The organism is Streptococcus tangpeifui (assembly GCF_011038795.1).
Taxonomy (GTDB): domain Bacteria; phylum Bacillota; class Bacilli; order Lactobacillales; family Streptococcaceae; genus Streptococcus; species Streptococcus tangpeifui.
The window spans coordinates 27,037-45,570 of sequence record NZ_JAAKDU010000007.1; the positions used below are offsets into that span (position 1 = coordinate 27,037).

General features: G+C 42.4%; 19 protein-coding genes and 1 pseudogene. 1 reads left to right on the forward strand and 19 read right to left on the reverse strand.

Annotated elements, in window-relative coordinates:
• Positions 1-16: 16 nt before the first annotated feature.
• The 15 genes from G7Y32_RS06930 to G7Y32_RS07000 all read right to left on the reverse strand — a co-directional run bounded on the left by G7Y32_RS06930 (position 17) and on the right by G7Y32_RS07000 (position 11,490).
• The gene (locus G7Y32_RS06930; protein ID WP_165212363.1) at positions 17-754 is read right to left on the reverse strand and encodes a M15 family metallopeptidase; all 738 of its coding nucleotides are present in this window, start codon (positions 752-754) and stop codon (positions 17-19) included.
• Positions 741-1,442, reverse strand: a complete 702-nt coding sequence (locus G7Y32_RS06935) for a histidine phosphatase family protein (RefSeq protein ID WP_165212365.1) — start codon at positions 1,440-1,442, stop codon at positions 741-743. Before G7Y32_RS06935 ends, G7Y32_RS06930 begins: the two co-directional genes overlap by 14 nt.
• 570 nt (positions 1,443-2,012) lie before the next feature.
• Complete coding sequence (locus G7Y32_RS06940; RefSeq protein WP_165212367.1) at positions 2,013-3,350, reverse strand: PFL family protein; 1,338 nt, start codon at positions 3,348-3,350, stop codon at positions 2,013-2,015.
• Between the two features lie 11 nt (positions 3,351-3,361).
• Positions 3,362-3,628 carry an ACT domain-containing protein gene (locus G7Y32_RS06945; protein ID WP_165212369.1) on the reverse strand — a complete coding sequence of 89 codons (267 nt, stop codon included), beginning with the start codon at positions 3,626-3,628 and terminating at the stop codon, positions 3,362-3,364.
• Positions 3,629-3,758: 130 nt separating this feature from the next.
• Complete coding sequence (locus G7Y32_RS06950) at positions 3,759-4,661, reverse strand: LysR family transcriptional regulator (protein ID WP_165212371.1); 903 nt, start codon at positions 4,659-4,661, stop codon at positions 3,759-3,761.
• Positions 4,662-4,845: 184 nt separating this feature from the next.
• Positions 4,846-6,042, reverse strand: a complete 1,197-nt coding sequence (locus tag G7Y32_RS06955) for an acetate kinase (protein ID WP_165212373.1) — start codon at positions 6,040-6,042, stop codon at positions 4,846-4,848.
• A gap of 62 nt (positions 6,043-6,104) precedes the next feature.
• Positions 6,105-7,058, reverse strand: coding sequence for a class I SAM-dependent methyltransferase (locus G7Y32_RS06960; protein ID WP_165212375.1), 954 nt, complete (start codon positions 7,056-7,058; stop codon positions 6,105-6,107).
• 176 nt (positions 7,059-7,234) lie between these two features.
• Positions 7,235-7,693, reverse strand: coding sequence for a competence type IV pilus minor pilin ComGG (comGG, locus tag G7Y32_RS06965; RefSeq protein ID WP_165212377.1), 459 nt, complete (start codon positions 7,691-7,693; stop codon positions 7,235-7,237).
• Positions 7,671-8,108, reverse strand: coding sequence for a competence type IV pilus minor pilin ComGF (comGF, locus tag G7Y32_RS06970; RefSeq protein WP_165212379.1), 438 nt, complete (start codon positions 8,106-8,108; stop codon positions 7,671-7,673). The genes comGG and comGF overlap by 23 nt, the downstream gene beginning before the upstream one ends.
• Entirely contained in the window at positions 8,092-8,385 is a 294-nt protein-coding gene (comGE, locus tag G7Y32_RS06975; protein ID WP_165212381.1) for a competence type IV pilus minor pilin ComGE, read from the reverse strand. Before comGE ends, comGF begins: the two co-directional genes overlap by 17 nt.
• Positions 8,357-8,791 carry a competence type IV pilus minor pilin ComGD gene (comGD, locus tag G7Y32_RS06980; RefSeq protein WP_165212383.1) on the reverse strand — a complete coding sequence of 145 codons (435 nt, stop codon included), beginning with the start codon at positions 8,789-8,791 and terminating at the stop codon, positions 8,357-8,359. The genes comGE and comGD overlap by 29 nt, the downstream gene beginning before the upstream one ends.
• Positions 8,745-9,071 carry a competence type IV pilus major pilin ComGC gene (gene comGC / locus G7Y32_RS06985; protein ID WP_165212393.1) on the reverse strand — a complete coding sequence of 109 codons (327 nt, stop codon included), beginning with the start codon at positions 9,069-9,071 and terminating at the stop codon, positions 8,745-8,747. Before comGC ends, comGD begins: the two co-directional genes overlap by 47 nt.
• Entirely contained in the window at positions 9,068-10,111 is a 1,044-nt protein-coding gene (comGB, locus tag G7Y32_RS06990; RefSeq protein WP_277423768.1) for a competence type IV pilus assembly protein ComGB, read from the reverse strand. Before comGB ends, comGC begins: the two co-directional genes overlap by 4 nt.
• The gene (gene comGA / locus G7Y32_RS06995; protein WP_165212397.1) at positions 10,035-10,982 is read right to left on the reverse strand and encodes a competence type IV pilus ATPase ComGA; all 948 of its coding nucleotides are present in this window, start codon (positions 10,980-10,982) and stop codon (positions 10,035-10,037) included. The genes comGB and comGA overlap by 77 nt, the downstream gene beginning before the upstream one ends.
• Positions 10,983-11,115: 133 nt before the next feature.
• Positions 11,116-11,490: a DUF1033 family protein gene (locus G7Y32_RS07000; RefSeq protein ID WP_165212399.1), complete on the reverse strand. Its 375-nt coding sequence runs from the start codon at positions 11,488-11,490 to the stop codon at positions 11,116-11,118.
• 218 nt (positions 11,491-11,708) lie between these two features.
• On the opposite strand from G7Y32_RS07000, the pseudogene G7Y32_RS07005 reads away from it, so the two are divergent.
• A pseudogene (locus tag G7Y32_RS07005) lies at positions 11,709-14,084 on the forward strand (HAD-IC family P-type ATPase).
• A 342-nt stretch (positions 14,085-14,426) separates the two neighbouring features.
• On the opposite strand, the gene G7Y32_RS07010 reads toward G7Y32_RS07005, so the two are convergent.
• From G7Y32_RS07010 to G7Y32_RS07025, 4 genes are all read right to left on the reverse strand, one after another.
• A complete protein-coding gene (locus tag G7Y32_RS07010; protein WP_165212401.1) occupies positions 14,427-15,047 on the reverse strand; it encodes a TetR/AcrR family transcriptional regulator in 621 nt (206 codons plus the stop codon).
• A 332-nt stretch (positions 15,048-15,379) separates the two neighbouring features.
• Positions 15,380-16,492 (reverse strand): ABC transporter permease, encoded by a 1,113-nt coding sequence (locus G7Y32_RS07015; RefSeq protein WP_165212403.1) that lies wholly within the window; start codon positions 16,490-16,492, stop codon positions 15,380-15,382.
• A gap of 11 nt (positions 16,493-16,503) precedes the next feature.
• Positions 16,504-17,220, reverse strand: coding sequence for an ABC transporter ATP-binding protein (locus G7Y32_RS07020; protein ID WP_165212405.1), 717 nt, complete (start codon positions 17,218-17,220; stop codon positions 16,504-16,506).
• Between the two features lie 763 nt (positions 17,221-17,983).
• Positions 17,984-18,505 (reverse strand): PadR family transcriptional regulator, encoded by a 522-nt coding sequence (locus G7Y32_RS07025; RefSeq protein WP_004226204.1) that lies wholly within the window; start codon positions 18,503-18,505, stop codon positions 17,984-17,986.
• Positions 18,506-18,534: the final 29 nt, after the last annotated feature.

Genomic DNA, 18,534 nt, shown 5'->3' on the forward strand with positions numbered 1-18,534 from the left:
ATTCCATCCTCCTATCCTAATTCTTCAATAAGGCCACATACTCTTCCAAGCTCAGATTATGCTCGGTCATATATTTGGCTGACTCCTTACCAACATAGCGGAAATGCCAGTCCTCATAATCAACCCCAGTCGAATTGCTCTTCCCCTTTTCAAAACGAAGAACAAAGCCATAATCCGGCGCAATCTTTTTCAGTTGCTCTACAACGCTAGGGTCGCTTTCGTTGAGGCTGTCAACCGTACTCATATCAATTGCTAATCCTGTTTGGTGCTCACTAGCTCCGGCTGGCTGGGAATAGGTTTTAACCTTTTCCTCAGCTTGGTCTTGACTCAAACTAGGGTCGCTAGCCATCTCCTGCTTAACATAGGAGTCAAAGAGTTCCTGTTGATATTCGACACTGCGGTAACCTGAAATCAGATGCTCACTGCTATCAATCTTTTGTGCAGCTGCCAAAAATTCTTTGACCTTGTCCGCAATCCGCGAATCCACTTTGATATTATCAATAACCGTCAAATCAGGATTAAGTTCCTTAGTAATCTTGTCACGATTAACCACAATTAACTGCCAATCATCTGCTGAAACATCAGGCAGATCCGAGCTCAATTCAACTTTCTTAGTTTTTTTGACCTTAGCCAACTGACTGGCTCCTGTTTGATTTGACCGAGAGGCCAATTTATCATGCAGGAAGGCAAAACTAAAAATGACGACTAATCCTAAAATAACAACGATAAAAAAGTTGCGACTAGACTTTTTCATGGTTCTCCTTTGCTAAAATTTCTCGACCTTTTTGTCGATAAGTCATGTCTCCGATCGCTTCAATATGGAATGTACCAGACTCATAAGTTACCTGACAGACGCTACCGTTATCGAGAGCTAAACTCCTTGGAAGACTGGAATCAATCAAGCCCATTAAAGTACCAATAGTCATCCCGTGACTGACCACGATCGCATCACCACCACCTCGGCTCTCAACTTCTTTAGCAATGTCAGTAAAACCAGATAGAATTCGATCTCGCAGAATTTCCCAAGGTTCAGCCCAACCAGCTGTATCAACTGCTAGAATAGCATCAGCCATATCTTGGTAGGTCATTTCTTCAACTGGCTTATCGAAAACCCTTGGCACGACCCCGTTAAAGAGTTCCGCATCATAACCACCGTCAAGGCTGCCGAAGCACCATTCACGAATTCGCTTATCTCGCTTATAAGGAATGTCACTCTGCCCCATTTCTCGTAAAATAATTTCCATAGTCTGCAAGGTCCGACCGCTATCACTAGAATAGGCAGCAACAAAATTTAGACCTGCTGCCTTTAAGCCTAGGCCAAGTTCCTGAATCCCCCGCTCACCTTCTTTAGTCAGTGGCGTATCAGACCAACCTTGAGCCCGCCCAATAGTGTTAAACATAGTTTTACCATGGCGGGCAATAAATAAGCGTGTTTTTGTCATAAGGCCCTTCTCCTTGATTTTCTTTCTATTATAACAAATTTAAGGAAATAAAAATAGCTGATAAATAAGACGCTAATGACAATAATGAAAAACGTAGGACGCTTATTATTCATAAATATTAGTGAACAGTTTCTGGCGTTAGCCCTATTGCTAAACAGGCGACGATGGCAGAGATATCATGGTTCCAGTAATAATTAACTCCATGATAATACGGAAAGACAATCCGTTTTTTATTAGTTTGCCAGACTGATGCTCTTATTGAAGATAGAGATAACCTAAGCGAGACAGAGATTTGTCCACTCAATCTGACCGACTCAGGCAGGATTTTTCGATATAACGTCTGCATAAACTCTGCCTTCAGTAATAAAGAAGCGCGCTTTCCTCTTTATCAAAATAAGGTTGGCAATAAAAAATTTGATAACTCAAATCATCAACAGTAAACAGTACAAATCGTACTTGGTCAAGTTTGGTTTTTCAAAGAATATAAGTACCATTAGTTTTACCACCAATCAGTATCTTAAAATGAGAGTAGAAAAAAAATCCCCACCAAGATTGGTGAGGAAGCAAATGCTAATTTTTAAAACTGTGAATTGGAGCGGGGATTTGTCCGCCGCGGGCAATGAAATCTGCCGATGACTTTTTATTGACTGACATGACTGGAGCAGAGCCAAGGAGACCGCCAAACTCGATGGTGTCTCCCTCTTTGCCTTTAGGAATCAGGCGAACAGCAGTTGTTTTCATATTGATAACACCGATAGCAGCTTCGTCAGCAATCATAGCAGCAATGGTTTCGGCTGAAGTATCTTCTGGAATAGCAATCATATCCAGACCAACCGAACAGATGGCTGTCATAGCTTCTAACTTTTCCAGATTAAGCGAACCAGCCTCCACTGCAGCAATCATACCTTCATCCTCAGATACTGGAATAAAGGCGCCAGACAGACCCCCAACCTGATTGCAGGCCATCACTCCGCCCTTTTTGACCTGATCATTGAGAAGGGCTAGGGCTGCTGTTGTCCCATGGGTACCGACAGTCTCAAGTCCCATTTCCTCCAGAACCCGAGCCACCGAATCTCCTACCGCTGGCGTTGGAGCCAAGGAGAGATCAACAATACCGAATTTAACTCCCAGTCTCTCACTAGCCAAGCTGCCGACCAGCTGACCAATGCGGGTAATCTTAAAGGCCGTCTTCTTAACAGTTTCAGCCACAACATCAAAAGACTGACCCCGGACCTTTTCTAAGGCTCGCTTAACGACCCCCGGACCAGAAACACCGACATTGATGACGACATCAGCCTCACCAACCCCATGGAAAGCTCCAGACATAAAGGGATTATCCTCAACCGCATTGGCAAAAACTACCAGCTTAGCCGGCCCCATCTCGGACAGCTGAGCGGTTTCCTTGATAATCCGCCCCATATCCCCAACAGCCGTCATATTGATACCCGATTTGGTCGAGCCAATATTGACAGAGGAGCAGACAAAGTCAGTCTCAGCCAAAGCTCTGGGAATGGATTTGATGAGAATGTCATCGCCTTTTTGATAACCTTTTTGTACCAAGGCTGAGAAACCGCCGATAAAATTGATACCAATTTCCTTAGCGGCTTTGTCCATAGCTTTAGCTAGAGGGACATAGTCGGTCGCATCCGTTGCTGCCCCAATGATAGCAATCGGTGTAACTGAGACCCGCTTATTGACAATAGGAATCCCCAATTCTGCCGAGATCTCATCACCAACCGCAACTAATCTAGCGGCCTTGTCGACAATTTTACGATAAACTTTATCAGCTGCCCGATTGATGTCGGAATCAATACAGTCAAGAAGCGATATGCCCATAGTGATGGTGCGAACATCAAAGTTCTGCTCCTCAATCATGGCAATGGTTTCTGTAACCTGTTGAATATCCATGGAAATCTCCTTTACAACTTGTGCATAGCATCAAAAATAGCCGAGCTTTGAATATTAATCTTAACACCCAGACTATCCCCCAATTTTTCCAGTTCCGAGCGAAGGAAGGTGAAATCCTTTTTCTCAGGAGAGGACACTACCGTCATCATAGTGAAATACTCATCCAAAATGGTTTGGGTAATATCATCAATATTGAGTCCCAATTCAGCGATTTTGGCAGAAACTCCTGCCACAATCCCTTGGCTATCTTTACCAACAACTGTAATAATTGCTTTCATGTTTCTTCCTCTTTTTCTTGGTATTGTTAGTATTTTAGCACATATCTGGAAATTCTTTCAAAAATTATTAGAAGTATCACTGTAAATCCGAACTTTCCTAAAACATAAAGAGCCAGCAAAGTCCGACTCTCTAATTTCTTTCACTTTCTGCTAAACTAGCCTTTACTCGCTCAATAAAGGCTTCTATAATGGGAGTTTTTTTGCGTTTATTATTGGTCACGAGACCTAAGGTATGGACTGGACTATCTGCCAGCGGAATAAGGACTATTTGCTCTTTGATAAATCCATTGACAATTCCTAAACCCGAAGCGTAAGCGTCTGAGGCCGTCAGCAAGTTCATAACTGTCCCTCGGTCATTACTGTACATAATAGTTTGATTATCCAAAACCTCTAAAGTATCCTCATCAAAATTCAAGCCGGACTTTTCCTGACGGAAACGCACCTGAGGATACCCCTCCAAATCAGCTTTGGTCAGAACTTTTCTATCTGCCAAGGGATGGCCCTTCCGCAGAAAAATTCGCGTTGGAAATTCCCCCAAGGAGGTAAAACTTAAATCCTGATTAACCAAAGATTTTTCCAGAATAGGACGATTATCAGCATCCAGATAAATAATCCCTAGGTCGCTTTCAAATTTATCAACACTTCTGAGAATCTTCTTGGTAGTCGTCTCAATCAGCTGAAATTCCTGATAGTCAGCCTCAAATGTTTGAACAATCTCAGTTAAGGGCAGGAAGAGAAAATCATAATGGTGGGAAGCTACCGTGAAACCCTTGCGAAATTTCTGCTGATAACGCTTCTCCAATAAGTCCAGCTCCCCAATAATCCGTTTGGCATACTTGATGAAATCATTCCCATCATCAGTCAATCTGGCACCCGTATTGGAGCGGACAAAGAGCTGCACACCCAGTTCCGCTTCTAAATCCTTGATAGAAGCGGATAGGTTGGGCTGGGTAACATACAGCTTTTTCGCAGCTTGGCTAAAAGAACCTGTTTCTGCAATTGCCTCAACATAACGACACTGTTGAAAATTCAATACAGGTCACTCCCTTCTTTTGAAAAACTTGCTCCTATTATAGCAGAGCTAGATTCAATTAGAAGGGAAATAGCCATAGGAAAATTTAATCAACTCTTTAGTTTTTTTTATACAAATTTCGCCAGAGAAAAAGCACCCGAACGGATTCGAATGCTTTCTTTTCATGAACTCTTTAACCAAAACCTTATCGCATCTTCTTAAAATGTTCAACATCACGCGCAATCATCAATTCCTCATCGGTTGGAATGACCAGAACCCTAACCTTAGAATTTGGAGTTGAAATGTCACCGACATAGCCAAAGACATTCTTTTCTGGGTCGATCTCCATACCAAACCAAGAGAGCCCAGCAATGATATCTTGACGCATACCGATAGCATTTTCACCCATACCTGCGGTGAAGACCAGAGCATCAGCTCCATTGAGGACGGCGAAGTATTGACCGATAAACTTCTTGAGACGGTCAATAAAGATATTATAAGCTAGAACTGTGTTTTTATCATGAGCTTCAATACCAGCTTCAATATCTCGCATATCGCTAGATTTTTCAGATACCCCCATGAGACCTGATTTCTTATTAAGCATTTCAACCACATCGGCAGCTGTTTCCAAGTCTGGATCCTGCTGAATTAAAAAAGGAATAATAGCTGGATCAATATCGCCTGAACGGGTTCCCATCATAGGGCCGGCCAGCGGCGTCAGTCCCATAGAGGTATCCACTGATTCCCCGTGGTAGTTAGCCGTGATAGAAACACCATTTCCAATGTGAGCCGTGATCAATTTTAATTCATTGAGAGGGCGGCCTAACATCTTAGCCGCTTCCTGAGCGACATACCGATGGCTGGTACCATGAGCTCCGTATTTACGCACCTTGTAATCACGATAATATTTTTGCGGAATAGGATAGAGATAGGCATGTTTAGGCATGGTTGTATGAAAAGATGTATCGAAAACAACTACGCTGGTAATGTCTGGCAAGATGTCTCGGAAAGCTCGAATCCCAGCAGCAGCCCCTGGATTGTGAAGCGGGGCTAAAAGTGACAGTTCCTCAACCTGTTCAATCACTTTTTCATCAACCAAGGCAGATTCCTTAAAGTATTCGCCACCAGCGACAACCCGATGACCAACTCCTGTAATCTCCTGATAATCCTTAATCAAACCATGCTTAAGCAGATCTTCTAAAAGAATCCGAACTGCCATGGTATGGTCAGGAATATCTAGCGTTTGCGAATCAGACTTGCCATCGTATTTAACTGTTGAGATTGAATCATTTAAGCCAATGCGCTCAATGAGCCCCTTGGCCAAGACTTCTTCTTCCGGCATTTGATAGAGCTGCCATTTGAGACTGGAGCTCCCAGCATTGATTGCGATTGTTTTTGACATAGGCTACCTCTTCTAATGTAAACGTTTTCTAAATCCGTATTCCATTATAGCAAATTTTCTCATCAAAGAATATAATCAGCTGACCATTTCTTGAAATTTTCCATAAAATCTAGGAGATTGTCACGGTCCTGCAAATCACTCAGAGGATAAACAAAAGTCTCGGGTGCCTGACTGCTCTGCTTTTGCAAGACAAAGATAGACTTAGCATTAACAGGATTGCCAAAGAGTTCCTCTGGTAGAGCAATGACCGCCACAATGTCTGCGTAACCCTTGAGCCAGCCTTTAAGCAAATCGCTCTGAGGACTAGTCAACAGATTAACCGGAGCTAGAAAGATAGCAAAGCCCTGAGCCTTCAAGTATTTAAGTGACTGCTCCATCAGCAAATGATGGGCATAGGTATGTTCATTTTGAGCAGCCACCTGATAGCGACTAGCTATAGTATCATTAGGATAGTAGCCAACAGGAAGATCACTAACAATAATATCGCTTTCTTTAATCAGCTGGGGCCGCACAGCGTCTTCCTGTACAAAACTCCCTTCTGAGCCCACCACATCAGCGATACTAGCTGATAAATCAATCAGTAAGTCGTCAACTTCCAACCCCATGTAATCCAGCTGTCTACTGCTGTTGTTAATGAGCGTCTGAGCTAAATTGCCAGTCCCAGAACCAATTTCCAGAACATCCAGCCTTTCGTTTTTAGTTAGATTTTCCAGCAAGAAAAGCAGAACAAAGCCAATGCTGTCTGGCGTAAACTGGTGGTTAGCTTGCAGAGGCTCAGACTGAGCCATCTTGATAAATAGAAACTGGTAGGCTCGTCTCCATTCTTCCTTGGTCAATTCAAGCTGTCGCAAGGCTTGATTATTAGCAAGAATTTCTTCATTCTCAGTCTTACCATCCAAATAGAGAGCATTCTGCTCAATCAGAGCATCATAACTATTAGTTTTTAGGTTATTTTGTAGGAGCTGGACGTTTTCCAAAAGCAGCTCATAAGCTTTTTCAATCTTCTCAAAATTCATAATCCTATCATAACAAAAATGCCAAAAAATGGGAACGAAAGGCCCCCATAAGACAGTAAAATCCCAACTCAGATATGTAATAAAGCCCAAAGACAGAAAATCCAATGAATGGTATATTTTTTACTGAGTAAGTTATTCTGGAAATTAATGTCTGTAACGTTTTTTCCAAGACAGCATCAGACACCATCGCTGGGATCTTTCTCATCTTCATCATTGCGCGAAGACGAACTTTTTTCACTTGATTGTGATGTTGAAGAGCTACTGGCTGAAGAAGAGGCAGGCTTCCCTTTCTTTTTGTCCTTACTGGAACTAGATGAACTAGTTTCTTGATTTTCAATAAAATCATAGCAGTAACTATTGCCATCAGAAAGGATTACTTTCACGCTCAGCGCAGTCCCATCTTTTTGATAAATCGCTTGACCCTGCTCAAAGGACATTTCTCCTGAAGACTGATTAGCCTGCTCTTTGACCAGCTGGGCTATCAGATAGGCTTGTGAGTTATTAGCTAAAGCCTGGTTCTGTCGCTGGCTAGCCACTACTCTATCTAAATAAAACTGCAAGAGCAGAACAAAGATTGCTGCCATGAGCAAGGCGTAGATTAGGACTCCTGCCCTAAGACGTTTTTGCAAAATCATAGACAAAAGTCCTTTCTAAGCCTGATTCAAAGGTGACAAAAACTGTGATGGTCTGACCATCCTGACTGATAGTGCTAGCTTTGACATGAAAGAGCATGGGCTGATAGCCGCGCCCATCCGCATTGGTCTTGCGAAAATCATCCGAGCGGGACTGCCCAAAGGCTAAAGGTTGACCTCCTTTTTTTACGTAAAGTTTATTATCCGCCACCTGTTCCAACTCTGTTCCAGCTAACTCCGAGCGCAATTGCTGGCAAAAAAGAAGCCAGTCCTCCTCGTCATTCTTACTGATATAAGCGACATTGGTTACCAAAACTTGAGTCAGACCTTGATAAACCATGACACTGCCCGCAATAACCAAGAGAGCCACCAAACACTCCAAGAGGGTGAAAGCCCGAATTCTAGTTTTTGGACACATGAAGGACCTCCTTTCCGTCTTCATAAACGGTAATACTGGTTGAGGTTCGCTGAACTTGGACAGTCACCCCATTAAGACTCAACTGGTCCTGCTTGGTTTGAACCGCCATTTGGGCGACATTGAGCGCTTCTTGTCGATGAAGACTGACTGCTAACTCTTGGCGGTTCCGATTAATCTCACCTAGAATCAGGCTAACGATAGTAACCAAAACCGCCAGAGCAATCAAACTTTCTAAAAGAATATAAGCTTTAATTTTCCGTTTTTTTATAGCGACCACTTCCTATATAAAGTTGATAAGAGACAGAACCTTTCTCAGTTGCAAAGGTCAGTTTTTCCAGTGAGGAATTGCCACCCTCTGGTGAAAACTCTATGGTATAAGATTGACTGGGTCTGACAGTGTCAGGGATGGTCAGACTTTCCTGTCCATTAGTCACTTGACCATCTGAAATATTTAAGGTCAAGGTCTTTTGCTGGGCATTGCTGAGCTTCTGGCTATCCCGATAGAGGTGCTCAAAGGAGAGGAAAAAAAGCTTCTCTTGTACCCCTGCAAAAACTTCTTGAACGCCACCTGTAAAGGCTAACAATAAAAAGCTGGTAATAGCCAAAACCAACAGACTTTCAACTAGGGTAAAGGCTCTAGTTCGGAACCTGCCGATTTTCCTTATGTTTCTTGTAATAATCATTGTAAGAATCCGCTTGTTTTTGTGTGATATCTCCACTGGACACTAGTTTAGACACCGTGGCATCGTCTGTATGGTTTAATTCATAAAGTTCGGCCTGGCTTTCTACCACCTTGACAACGGCCGCACCACCAGTATCCTTAACTTTATCCTTCTGCTTGGCTAAGTTAGGCACAAAAAGCAAGAGCAGAACACTGATAATTAACAGAACTATTAACATTTCAAGAAGAGTGAAAGCTTTGACTTTCTTTCCTTTTAAACGTTTGAGTAATTTTTTCATCATAAGGGTACCTCCATATTGTGATACATGGGCAGTAGCATGGCTGCATAAATCATGACGATAACAAGGGCCACCAAGATAAAGACCAGAGGCTGAATCAATTGGGTTGCTCGGTTAACCCGGCTAAAGAAGGCGTCCCAAGTCTCCTGAGCATAGACTTCTAGCTCACTACCCAGTTTAGCTTTGACCTGACCGTATTCAATAATCAGACTCAATTCTCGTAGGAAGAAGGGATAATCTAAGACCTTATTGTGAAACTCTTGACCGGCCAGCAAGGCATCCTCCATCTCACGGCCAAGTTCTTGAAAGAGCTGAGACTTCTGCTTCTGCATAAGCTGGACAATCTGACTCATTTCCACCCCTTGACCGATCAAATTCCCCCATTCCCGCGCATAATAAGCCGTCAAGTAAAGTTTGGCAAATCTGCCAAGCAAGGGAAGCTTAGCCAAATGACTGTACCAAGAAATTTTTCGTGATCGCCTCTGCAACCAAGTTAATAAAAGGATAACCAATGCTAGGACCAAAACTCCTGTTAGAAAAACCATGGGAAAATGATTGATAATACGGGTTGCTAGGTTTGTTCCCTCCAACTGTGGCAAGAGGTAATTGCGAAGTCCCAACATGATAAGAATTAAAAAAGTTAAAAGGATGATGGGATAACTAGCTACTTCCAAGAGCTTTCTTTTTACAGTCATCAAATTAGCTAGATAACTCTCAATTTTTAAAAGACTGCCTTGGGTATTCCCGTGGATATCGGCTAAAGCCAACTGAGTCACCACATCATCAGAAAAGCCCAGTCTCCCCATCATAGAAGCTAGATTTTCACCTGCTAAGAGACTAGAACGCATTTCCTGTGTATAATACTGAGCCAGAAGATGACTGCGTTCCAGAAAATCCACAATCTCAGTCAGAGTGAAACCAGATTCCAAAAGATTATTAAAGAGCTGAATAACCTTGCGCTGGCGGCTAGTTCTTAATCTTTTCGGCTTCTGCCTGCTCGTAAGTGAGATGTCCTGTTGTAAAAAGCTGGTCAATTTTCTTATTCCAGCTGTCAGCCTTGTGACTTTGAAAATGGTCTTGAGCAAAATCAATCAATCCTCCTCCCCCGATTAAACGCTGGTAAGCAATGCCAGCCAGACAATTATCCAACTCTTCCTGAGAAACTCCCAATTCTAAAATCCGAGCATAAACACCTGGAATACTCTTAGCATGGACGGTTGAGAAAACTCGTATTCCTGTCAAGCTAGCTCTGATAACCGCTTGGGCTGTCTCTTTATCGCGAATTTCTCCTATAATTAGAACATCTGGCCGGTGTCGCAGTGAAAGTTTAATCAAATTATCATAGGTCATCTCGATAGAGGGATTAAGCTGGAGCTGTAGCATCTGATCCTGTTTAATCTCAACAGGATCTTCAATAGTAATAATCTGGCGGTCAGCATACTTGCGACTGACCAACTCATACATCAAAGTCGTCTTACCCGAACCAACAGGGCCAGAGAAAAGATAGAGGCCTCGGTCAATAATCTTGGGTAACAGTGCATTGAGGCCATCAAACCAAAACATCAGCTCTCGTCGCCTGTCAAAGAGCAAGCGAACAACCAGACTTTCCCGTCCTTGATAGTCTCCGACCGTTGATAAACGCAGAGCGGCCGTCTCACCATCTGCAAAATCATAGTGACAGGCTCCCAACTGGGCTCGCCGCTTCTCCCCAACATTCATTCCAGCAACAAATTTAAAATGACTGATTAGTCCCATAGCCTGTTCCTGAGGGCAAGTTTGGAATAGACGTCTCTCATCACCTATGCGCAGATAAATTTCATAATCATCAATCTTTGGCAGCAAATAAATATCCTGAGCCTGCCTGCTGACAGCTTCCCCAATCAGACTCTTCCCTAGCTCCTGCACCTGTACCATAGTAGCCTCCTTCTTCCTGCTTACCTATTAATTCGTAAAAAATTTCTAAAAACGGAAATTTTTTCAAACTATATTGAGCATAAGAAAAGACCGAGCATAGGCTCGATCTCTATCAATCTATTCTACAAGCGGTTCATTGGCTTCCAAATGATTTTATTTGACATTGGAAAGGAAGGGGATTATTATTGCTCCGCTCATAACCTGGACGATGGCAATCCTTGGGAATAGCCTCCCATTCCTTGAGCAGGGCCAGTGAATAGTACTGCTGCAAATCTTCACCGCACTCTTCACACCAACGTTGGTCTTTACTATCCCAAAAAGCCGTCATGACACTGCTCTTACTATTAAAGCTGGGGTAATGGTTCACCAAATCAAACCATTCTTTTTTATAATAACTGAGCGCTTCGTAATAGTCCTCAAACTCTTGAACTTCAACAATATCATCTTGCCAATCATCGAGAAACCACCAAGGCTCTAAGTCTCCGTACATTTTTACTACTTGATACATAATTTAATCCTAACTGACTCTGATTATATAGGAAAAGTTGATGAAGTTAAAAAATTTTGCTTGGAAATATCAAAAAATTAGAAATTTTAACTAATTCTTATTTTAAAAAGACATGGATTGACTCGACTAAAAGTTTTTAAAGCTCCAACGGTTCCTAGCTTTCTTTTGGGGAGCGTGATAAAATAAAAAGTAATCACGCTCTAGGAAAAGAGGATTTTATGAAAGATACTAAGGGATTAACGAGCCAAGAAGTAGCTAGCCGCGTAGCTAAGGGATTCGTCAATAAGGCCAGCACTTCTGATGTGAAGACAACTAAGCAAATTCTTAAGGAAAACACTCTGACTTATTTCAACTTAATTTTTGCAGTCTTAACTATTTTATTACTGATTAGTGGTAATCTTGGCATCAGCAACTTCACCTTCCTGCCTGTAGTCTTTATCAATACTATTCTGGGGATTATCTAGGAACTGCGGTCTCGCAAGATTGTCTCCAAACTAGCTATCGTCACCACGCCCAATGTGACCGTCCTGCGAGATAACAAACTTTCAACCATCCCGGTTGAACAGCTGGTCCTAGACGATGTCATCCAGCTATCAGCCGGTAACCAAATTTCAGTTGATGCTCACGTTTTATCCAGTAATATTCAGGTGGACGAGTCCATTTTAACTGGGGAAGCTGATGAAATCACCAAAAATGAGGGCGATGAGCTTATGTCTGGCAGTTTCGTTGTCGCAGGAACTTGTCTGGCTCAAGTTATTCATGTCGGAGAGGATACCTATGCCGCTAAACTGGTCAAGGAAGCCAAGACCCTTGATAGCGATGAACAATCCGAAATGATTCGCTCCATCAACGCTATCGTTAAATGGGTGGGAATTTTGATTATCCCTCTAGCTCTAATTATGCTCTATCAAAGCCTAATAGTCAACCAAACTGGTTTTGGCGGAGCTGTTAAGGCCATGGTAGCAGCTGTCATCGGCCTTATACCAGAAGGGCTCTACCTCCTGACCACCATCTCTTTAGTGGCTAGCACCATGCGACTGGCCCGTAAAAAGGTTGTCCTCCACGATATGAAAAGTGTTGAAAAGTTAGCCCGAGTTGACGTTCTCTGCATTGATAAAACAGGGACCATCACAGAAAATAGCATGTCGGTTCAAGACTATATAGCCACCGACGCCTTTGGTAAAAGTCCCGATGCAGGTCTCCGCCTAGACAGTCTGATTGCAAGTGTCGCTAATGAGTTAGCTGGAGACAATGATACTATGGAGGCCTTGCAAACCTACTTTACTAAGGAGCAGGCAGCCAGCCTAGCTCTCCAAAAAAAGCATCTTCTGCCCTTCAAGTCCTCTAATAAATACAGCGGGGTAATCTATGATGGCTTTTCCTATCTAATCGGAGCTCCTCAAATCTTGTTGGGGACAGATTGGCCAAACTACGAGGAAGAAGTCAATCACTACGCTGCCCAAGGTTATCGGGTTCTGGCCTTTGGCAAATTGACTTCCGAACAGGTCGAACCTCTGGATCGCCCACTTGTTCCTTATGCTTTTATCCTGATTTCCAACCCTATTCGTCAGGAAGCTCCTGAAACCTTTGCTTATTTTAGTCGGCAAGAGGTAGCTATCAAGGTCATCTCTGGAGATGATCCCGTGACCGTGTCCCATGTAGCCGGCAAAGCTAAAATTAAGGGAGCAGAAAATTATGTAGATGCCAGAACCTTAGTGACAGACGACCTAGTCAAAGAAGCTGCCCGCACCTACACTGTCTTTGGTCGAGTAACACCTGAACTCAAACGCCGGTTAGTACTAGCCCTACAGGATGATAACCACACTGTTGCCATGACAGGAGACGGGGTCAATGATGTTTTGGCTCTCAAAGCCGCCGACTGTAGCATCGCTATGGCTTCCGGTAGCGATGCCGCTCTCAATGCTTCGCAAATCGTCCTCGTCGATTCTAACTTTGCCAGTATGCCATCAGTGGTCGCCGAAGGCCGCCGCACTGTCAATAATATCGAGCGCTCAGCCAGTCTCTTCTTGATTAAGAATATCTTTTCCTTCCTGCTGGCTATTCTGTCCATTATTTTCGCTATCGTCTATCCGCTCAAGGCTTCGCAGATTTCTCTAATTTCAGCCTTTATGATCGGACTGCCAAGTTATCTATTGACCCTCGAAGCTAACAACAAGCGGATTTCCGGCCATTTCATGCTCAAGGTGCTTAAAAACGCCCTACCAGCAGCTGTGGCGGCCGTGGCAGCGATCGGCCTCTTGGTCGGAGCGGCTGCCTTCTTTCAAATTGACTATGATCAAACCTCAACCGTTTCAACCTTCCTGCTCTCTATCATCGGTTTTATGGCCTTAGTTCGTCTGTCCAGACCTTTAACCAAGAGCAAGATTGCGATTATTGCAGTATCCATCCTAGCTTTTATCATCTCAGCCCTCTTACTCAAGAATATCTTTGAGCTCAGCCATGTTACTCTAGAGGTCTTCCTGCTGGGGCTTGTCTTCTTTCTAGTCGGTGAATCCATCTACCGCAACCTCTCTACCTTCTTTGACTTCATCGCTAACAAGGGATGGCGGCGCCTTAAATGGTTTAAAAGATAGAACAAAGCAAGTGTAAAATTTGATCAGCATTCAATTTAAAGTAAAAAATCGCATGAAATCAATGTTCTAAGATCAGAGAACTTATGCGATTGTATTGATTTTTATACTTCTTATGGCAGACGTTTTTATATCTTCATAACTTTCTGAACGCTATCACATAACAAAAATCTCTATCGTCTAACTGATAGAGATTTTTATATTACAGTAATAAAGCCCTTTGTCATCCCTATAATAAGAGGCTCCAGAATCATCAGTTTCCTGCTTCTTTTACTAAAAATCTTATATCTCTCTAAGTTTCCTTGAATTATTTTCCTTTAGAAAACTCTAGTTATAAAATCAGACCTATTTAGTCACATTTTGTAAAATTTCTTCCTCAATATCAGCCAAATCCTGAATCTCATCTTTACTAGCCAGTCCTAAAATCTGAGTTTGATAAAAATAGGTTAAAAGCGGCCCTACCATACGCCGAATCAAACTGGATAAGGGCAAGTCCTTACGAAAATTTGGATTGGCTGCCTTGATTTCCTGCACGACAGTCAGGTCTTCCAGTCCTTGAAAATTCTTCAGCAGTTCCGTCTTAAATCCTTCATTGGTCAAAAACTGTTGGATCAAAATTTTGAGCAAGGGACTGTTGGACTTGATAAAAGTCCAACGATCCTGAACTAAAAAATGAACGGCATCTTCTAATCTTTTATGGGCTAGGAGATTGCTAAAGAATTCATCTTTGACCCTAGGAATAACTGGATTCAAAATCGCTAGCAAAAGCTCGTCTTTGGTCTTAAAATACTTGAAAATCGTGGCTTGACTGATTCCAGCCTGAGTGGCAATTTGGGCCGTCGAAGTCCCGTCAAATCCTTGCTTAGCAAAGAGCTCAATGGCTGTAGCCATAGCTTTTTTCTTGCCCGGCGGCATCTTCTCCTCTGCCAAAATCTGAACATAATCTTTAACAATATTTTGTGACATATTTTCCTCAATTTAAATTATTACTAGTTAATGATATATAGACTCTGAATCATTACTGATTATCTTTAGTTTACCAATGACACTTCTGAGATCAACTAGAATACTATTCAGTGTCTTAGCAAGAGAGATAATCCAATCAGATTAATCTTTCTAAAAGCAGAAGTTTGTTATCTAAGTTTTCACACTTGATAACAAACTCCATGCCGACAAGCTCTCAAAGAATTTTAAAACATTGAACGACAAAGCACACAAACTTCTAGACCATTTTATCTCAATTCACAGAGTCACGGACGGTTCAATTCAAGACTATCTGCTTTAGACGTTTATTAGCGTTACACCTTCCGATATCGTTTCAACCCTTGTATATTAAAGATTGTCAAAACGATAACAAAGATAAGCAAAACCCAAATATCCCTGTTGATGGCGGACAAGCCCTGCCCTCTCATCACAACCTTGGTTAGAGCATCTCCCGAATAGGACAGAGGCAAAACTGTTCCAATAATCCGCACCCAGCTGGCCATAGAATCCAAAGGAATTAGACCTGAGAAGAAAAGCTGCGGAATGACAACCAGAGGAATAAACTGCACCATCTGGAACTCTGATTTTGCCAATGTTGACAGGAGAATACCAAAGGAAAGTGCAACCAAGGCCATCAAGACATTAATGATTATAACATAGCCGATAGAACCTACCACTTTAACATCCAATAGCCAGATGGTCGCAAAAATAATCACTAAGGTTTGAACAATAGCTAAGAGCCCATAAGATAAGAGATAGCCAAAGACAATATCGCTGCGTTTGACCGGTGTCGCCAGCAAGCGATCCAGAGTGCCGCTGGTTCGTTCCTTGAGCAGAGACATGCCTGAAATTAAGAAGACAAAGAAGAAGACAATAAAACCCATTAAAATCGGAATCATCTTATTAAAGAAATTTGAATCCTTATCTCCGTAGTTGTAAGACTCCTTAAGAGTAACCTTACTAACCTGCCGACTAGCTGCTTGCTTTTGAGCCATCGGTGGTAGATTTTTTTGAACCTGCTTTACATTATCCGTTAACTGCTGGGTAGAATCCTTGATAATAGCTGCCTTGATAGATTGACGAACGACACTGGTCTTAGTCGCATCCGTATTAGCATGGAAAACCTTTAACGCTTTATCCCCATCTTGAGTCAAAATAGCATCGACCTCTCCCGTCTTCATATCTGCCTTGGCCTGCTTAACACTGGCATACTTTTCCAAGGTTACGTGTTTGACATCATCCAGATTTTTCACAACAGAACTGTTCGCATGAACTGTAGCAATGGTGACATCGGTATCCGTATTAGCTGAGAACATAACGTTCATCAGCCACATAATAGCAATTGGTGCAATAAATATCAAGGCCAAAGTACGTTTATCCCGCAGAAGTTCTTTGATAATTCTTTTGGTAATTCCTAAACTTTTCATCTCTATATTCCTCACTTGCTTTCTACTGTTAGGAAAACCTCTTCAATAGAGTCCACTCTATAAGTTTCCTTGAGTTTATCTGGCTCATCGCAGGCAATAATCTTACCTGCCAGAAGAAGAGCTACCCGATTGGTCAGTTCGGCCTCATCCATGACATGAGTGGTAATCAAAATTGACCGCCCTTGGTCTCGAATAGCACGCAGTTCCTTCCAAATCTCCCGCCGAAGAGCAGGATCAATACCAACCGTTGGCTCATCTAAAATTAAGAGTTCTGGATTCCCAAGTAGAGCTATAGCGAGTGAGAGCCTTCGTTTCATCCCGCCAGAATAGGCAGAAACATAGGTTTCTAGACTATTTTGCAAATCAACTACCTTAGCCGCATGGGAGACAGCACGCGTTAATTCCTCTCGCACAAGCCCCTTCATTTGACCAAAAAATTCCAAGTTCTCCAGCCCTGTCAAACTCTCATAAAGGGCATCAGACTGGGCCATATAACCAATCCGCCCTAAGATATGCCGATCAGGCATTTGGGTATCTAATACCAGAGCCTGACCGCTGTCTGACTTTTCCATACCTAGCATCGTCTTAATCAATGTGGACTTCCCAGCTCCAGATGGCCCAATCAACCCTAAAATCTCACCTTTAGCTAGAGTCAGATTAACCCCATCCAATACCGTTTGAGGCCCAAAAATCTTGTGTAAATTCTGTAAAACAATTCGATTTTCCATCAATGTCACTTCCTTTTGACAAAAGGAGATGAAGAAAATTAGAGCCTTCTAATCTCTTCCTCCTGAATAATCTCAGGTGAGTGTTTGCTCACCCAGCAACACCTCTATTATAGTGAGTGATCACTCACCTGTCAAGAGAAAAATCTTATTTTGAACGTTTTTCTAGCTTACCATTCAATCATGTCCATAAGGAAAAGAGAGTGGGATCAACCCTAAGATTTAAAAATTTGGTTTTCACCACGCCCTAGTTTCAAGGTGATGACCTAAAACGGTCTCTCCCCAGAGCATTTTTAACACTTGCTTTGCAAGCTTCATTTCTCGATTAAAAAGGTCTGAGAAACCTTTTGAGGTTGAAAATAAGATGAACGATGGTCATCACATTCGTTTAGATTTTCCGCTTTGGCCTTGGGACAAAAGGAAAAGCCCGCCTCAAGCGAGCCTTTTACTTTTTATATTTATGTCATCCGTCTAGTATGCCACCAGTAGCTCAGACTGTACTAAAGAAAAACGGCCACTAACATAAGAAACAATCCTATCCTCAATTGGCACCCTAGTCTCCTGTCTCATAGTAACCCCAGCTCAGTTTAACCAGTCGATAATTCGGAAAAGCTCATAGTTGTCTGGACTAAGTGAGACTGATAGGCCATCTGAATCTCAAGTGAATCTTGACGAACCGAGCTGTCCTACACCATTACTAGCCAAGTCCAACCAAGGGGGGAATCATCTTCAAGACAGATGAATGGTTGGTGCCATAGAATCCTCTTTATTGCTCAAGATCTTTCAGGGCATCTTCTAAAACCTTCTTAGTAGCTTCATAATAGGCCAAACCATACTTAATAGTCATTTCCTGAGTACTAGTCAAGCCTCCATCCTCTTTCCAAGTCTGGAGATTATCATGCAGCTGCTGAATTTTCTCTTCCTTACGAGCAATCCCTTCTGCTAGAAGTGGCTGCAACTTTTCCTTGGATAGGTCTGTAGCAAAGAAGAGCCGCATAAGTAAATCTGATTTAACTGTCTCATCATCTACTGCCGACTCAAAATAAGCTACAAACTCTTCTCGCCCAGCTTCAGTAATCGCATAAACATTCTTATTGGGCCGGCCCTCTTGAATGACGACCTCCTTTTTTATCTTCCCTTCTGCTTCTAACTTCCGCAGGGTCGGATAGATCATTCCATAGGTTCCATCATAAAAATAGGAGAGCTGATTTTCTAAAATATTTTTAATGTCATAGCCTGTCCGCTCTTTGCGGCTCAGAATTCCCAAAATGACATCTCTACCTTTCATAGCTTATCCTCGCTTTCAATTTTATTATA

Bases quoted from the DNA above. Each gene is read 5' to 3' on its own strand.
- G7Y32_RS07015 (WP_165212403.1), bottom strand. From the start codon at position 16,492: ATGAAAAGTTTAGGAATTACCAAAAGAATTATCAAAGAACTTCTGCGG.
- G7Y32_RS06945 (WP_165212369.1), bottom strand. From the start codon at position 3,628: ATGAAAGCAATTATTACAGTTGTTGGTAAAGATAGCCAAGGGATTGTG.
- comGC (WP_165212393.1), bottom strand. From the start codon at position 9,071: ATGATGAAAAAATTACTCAAACGTTTAAAAGGAAAGAAAGTCAAAGCT.
- comGF (WP_165212379.1), bottom strand. From the start codon at position 8,108: ATGTGTCCAAAAACTAGAATTCGGGCTTTCACCCTCTTGGAGTGTTTG.
- G7Y32_RS06940 (WP_165212367.1), bottom strand. From the start codon at position 3,350: ATGGATATTCAACAGGTTACAGAAACCATTGCCATGATTGAGGAGCAG.
- comGG (WP_165212377.1), bottom strand. From the start codon at position 7,693: ATGATTTTGCAAAAACGTCTTAGGGCAGGAGTCCTAATCTACGCCTTG.
- comGD (WP_165212383.1), bottom strand. From the start codon at position 8,791: ATGATTATTACAAGAAACATAAGGAAAATCGGCAGGTTCCGAACTAGA.
- G7Y32_RS07010 (WP_165212401.1), bottom strand. From the start codon at position 15,047: ATGTCACAAAATATTGTTAAAGATTATGTTCAGATTTTGGCAGAGGAG.
- G7Y32_RS06960 (WP_165212375.1), bottom strand. From the start codon at position 7,058: ATGAATTTTGAGAAGATTGAAAAAGCTTATGAGCTGCTTTTGGAAAAC.
- comGA (WP_165212397.1), bottom strand. From the start codon at position 10,982: ATGGTACAGGTGCAGGAGCTAGGGAAGAGTCTGATTGGGGAAGCTGTC.
- G7Y32_RS07020 (WP_165212405.1), bottom strand. From the start codon at position 17,220: ATGGAAAATCGAATTGTTTTACAGAATTTACACAAGATTTTTGGGCCT.
- G7Y32_RS06930 (WP_165212363.1), bottom strand. From the start codon at position 754: ATGAAAAAGTCTAGTCGCAACTTTTTTATCGTTGTTATTTTAGGATTA.
- G7Y32_RS06955 (WP_165212373.1), bottom strand. From the start codon at position 6,042: ATGTCAAAAACAATCGCAATCAATGCTGGGAGCTCCAGTCTCAAATGG.
- G7Y32_RS07025 (WP_004226204.1), bottom strand. From the start codon at position 18,505: ATGAAAGGTAGAGATGTCATTTTGGGAATTCTGAGCCGCAAAGAGCGG.
- G7Y32_RS06935 (WP_165212365.1), bottom strand. From the start codon at position 1,442: ATGACAAAAACACGCTTATTTATTGCCCGCCATGGTAAAACTATGTTT.
- G7Y32_RS07000 (WP_165212399.1), bottom strand. From the start codon at position 11,490: ATGTATCAAGTAGTAAAAATGTACGGAGACTTAGAGCCTTGGTGGTTT.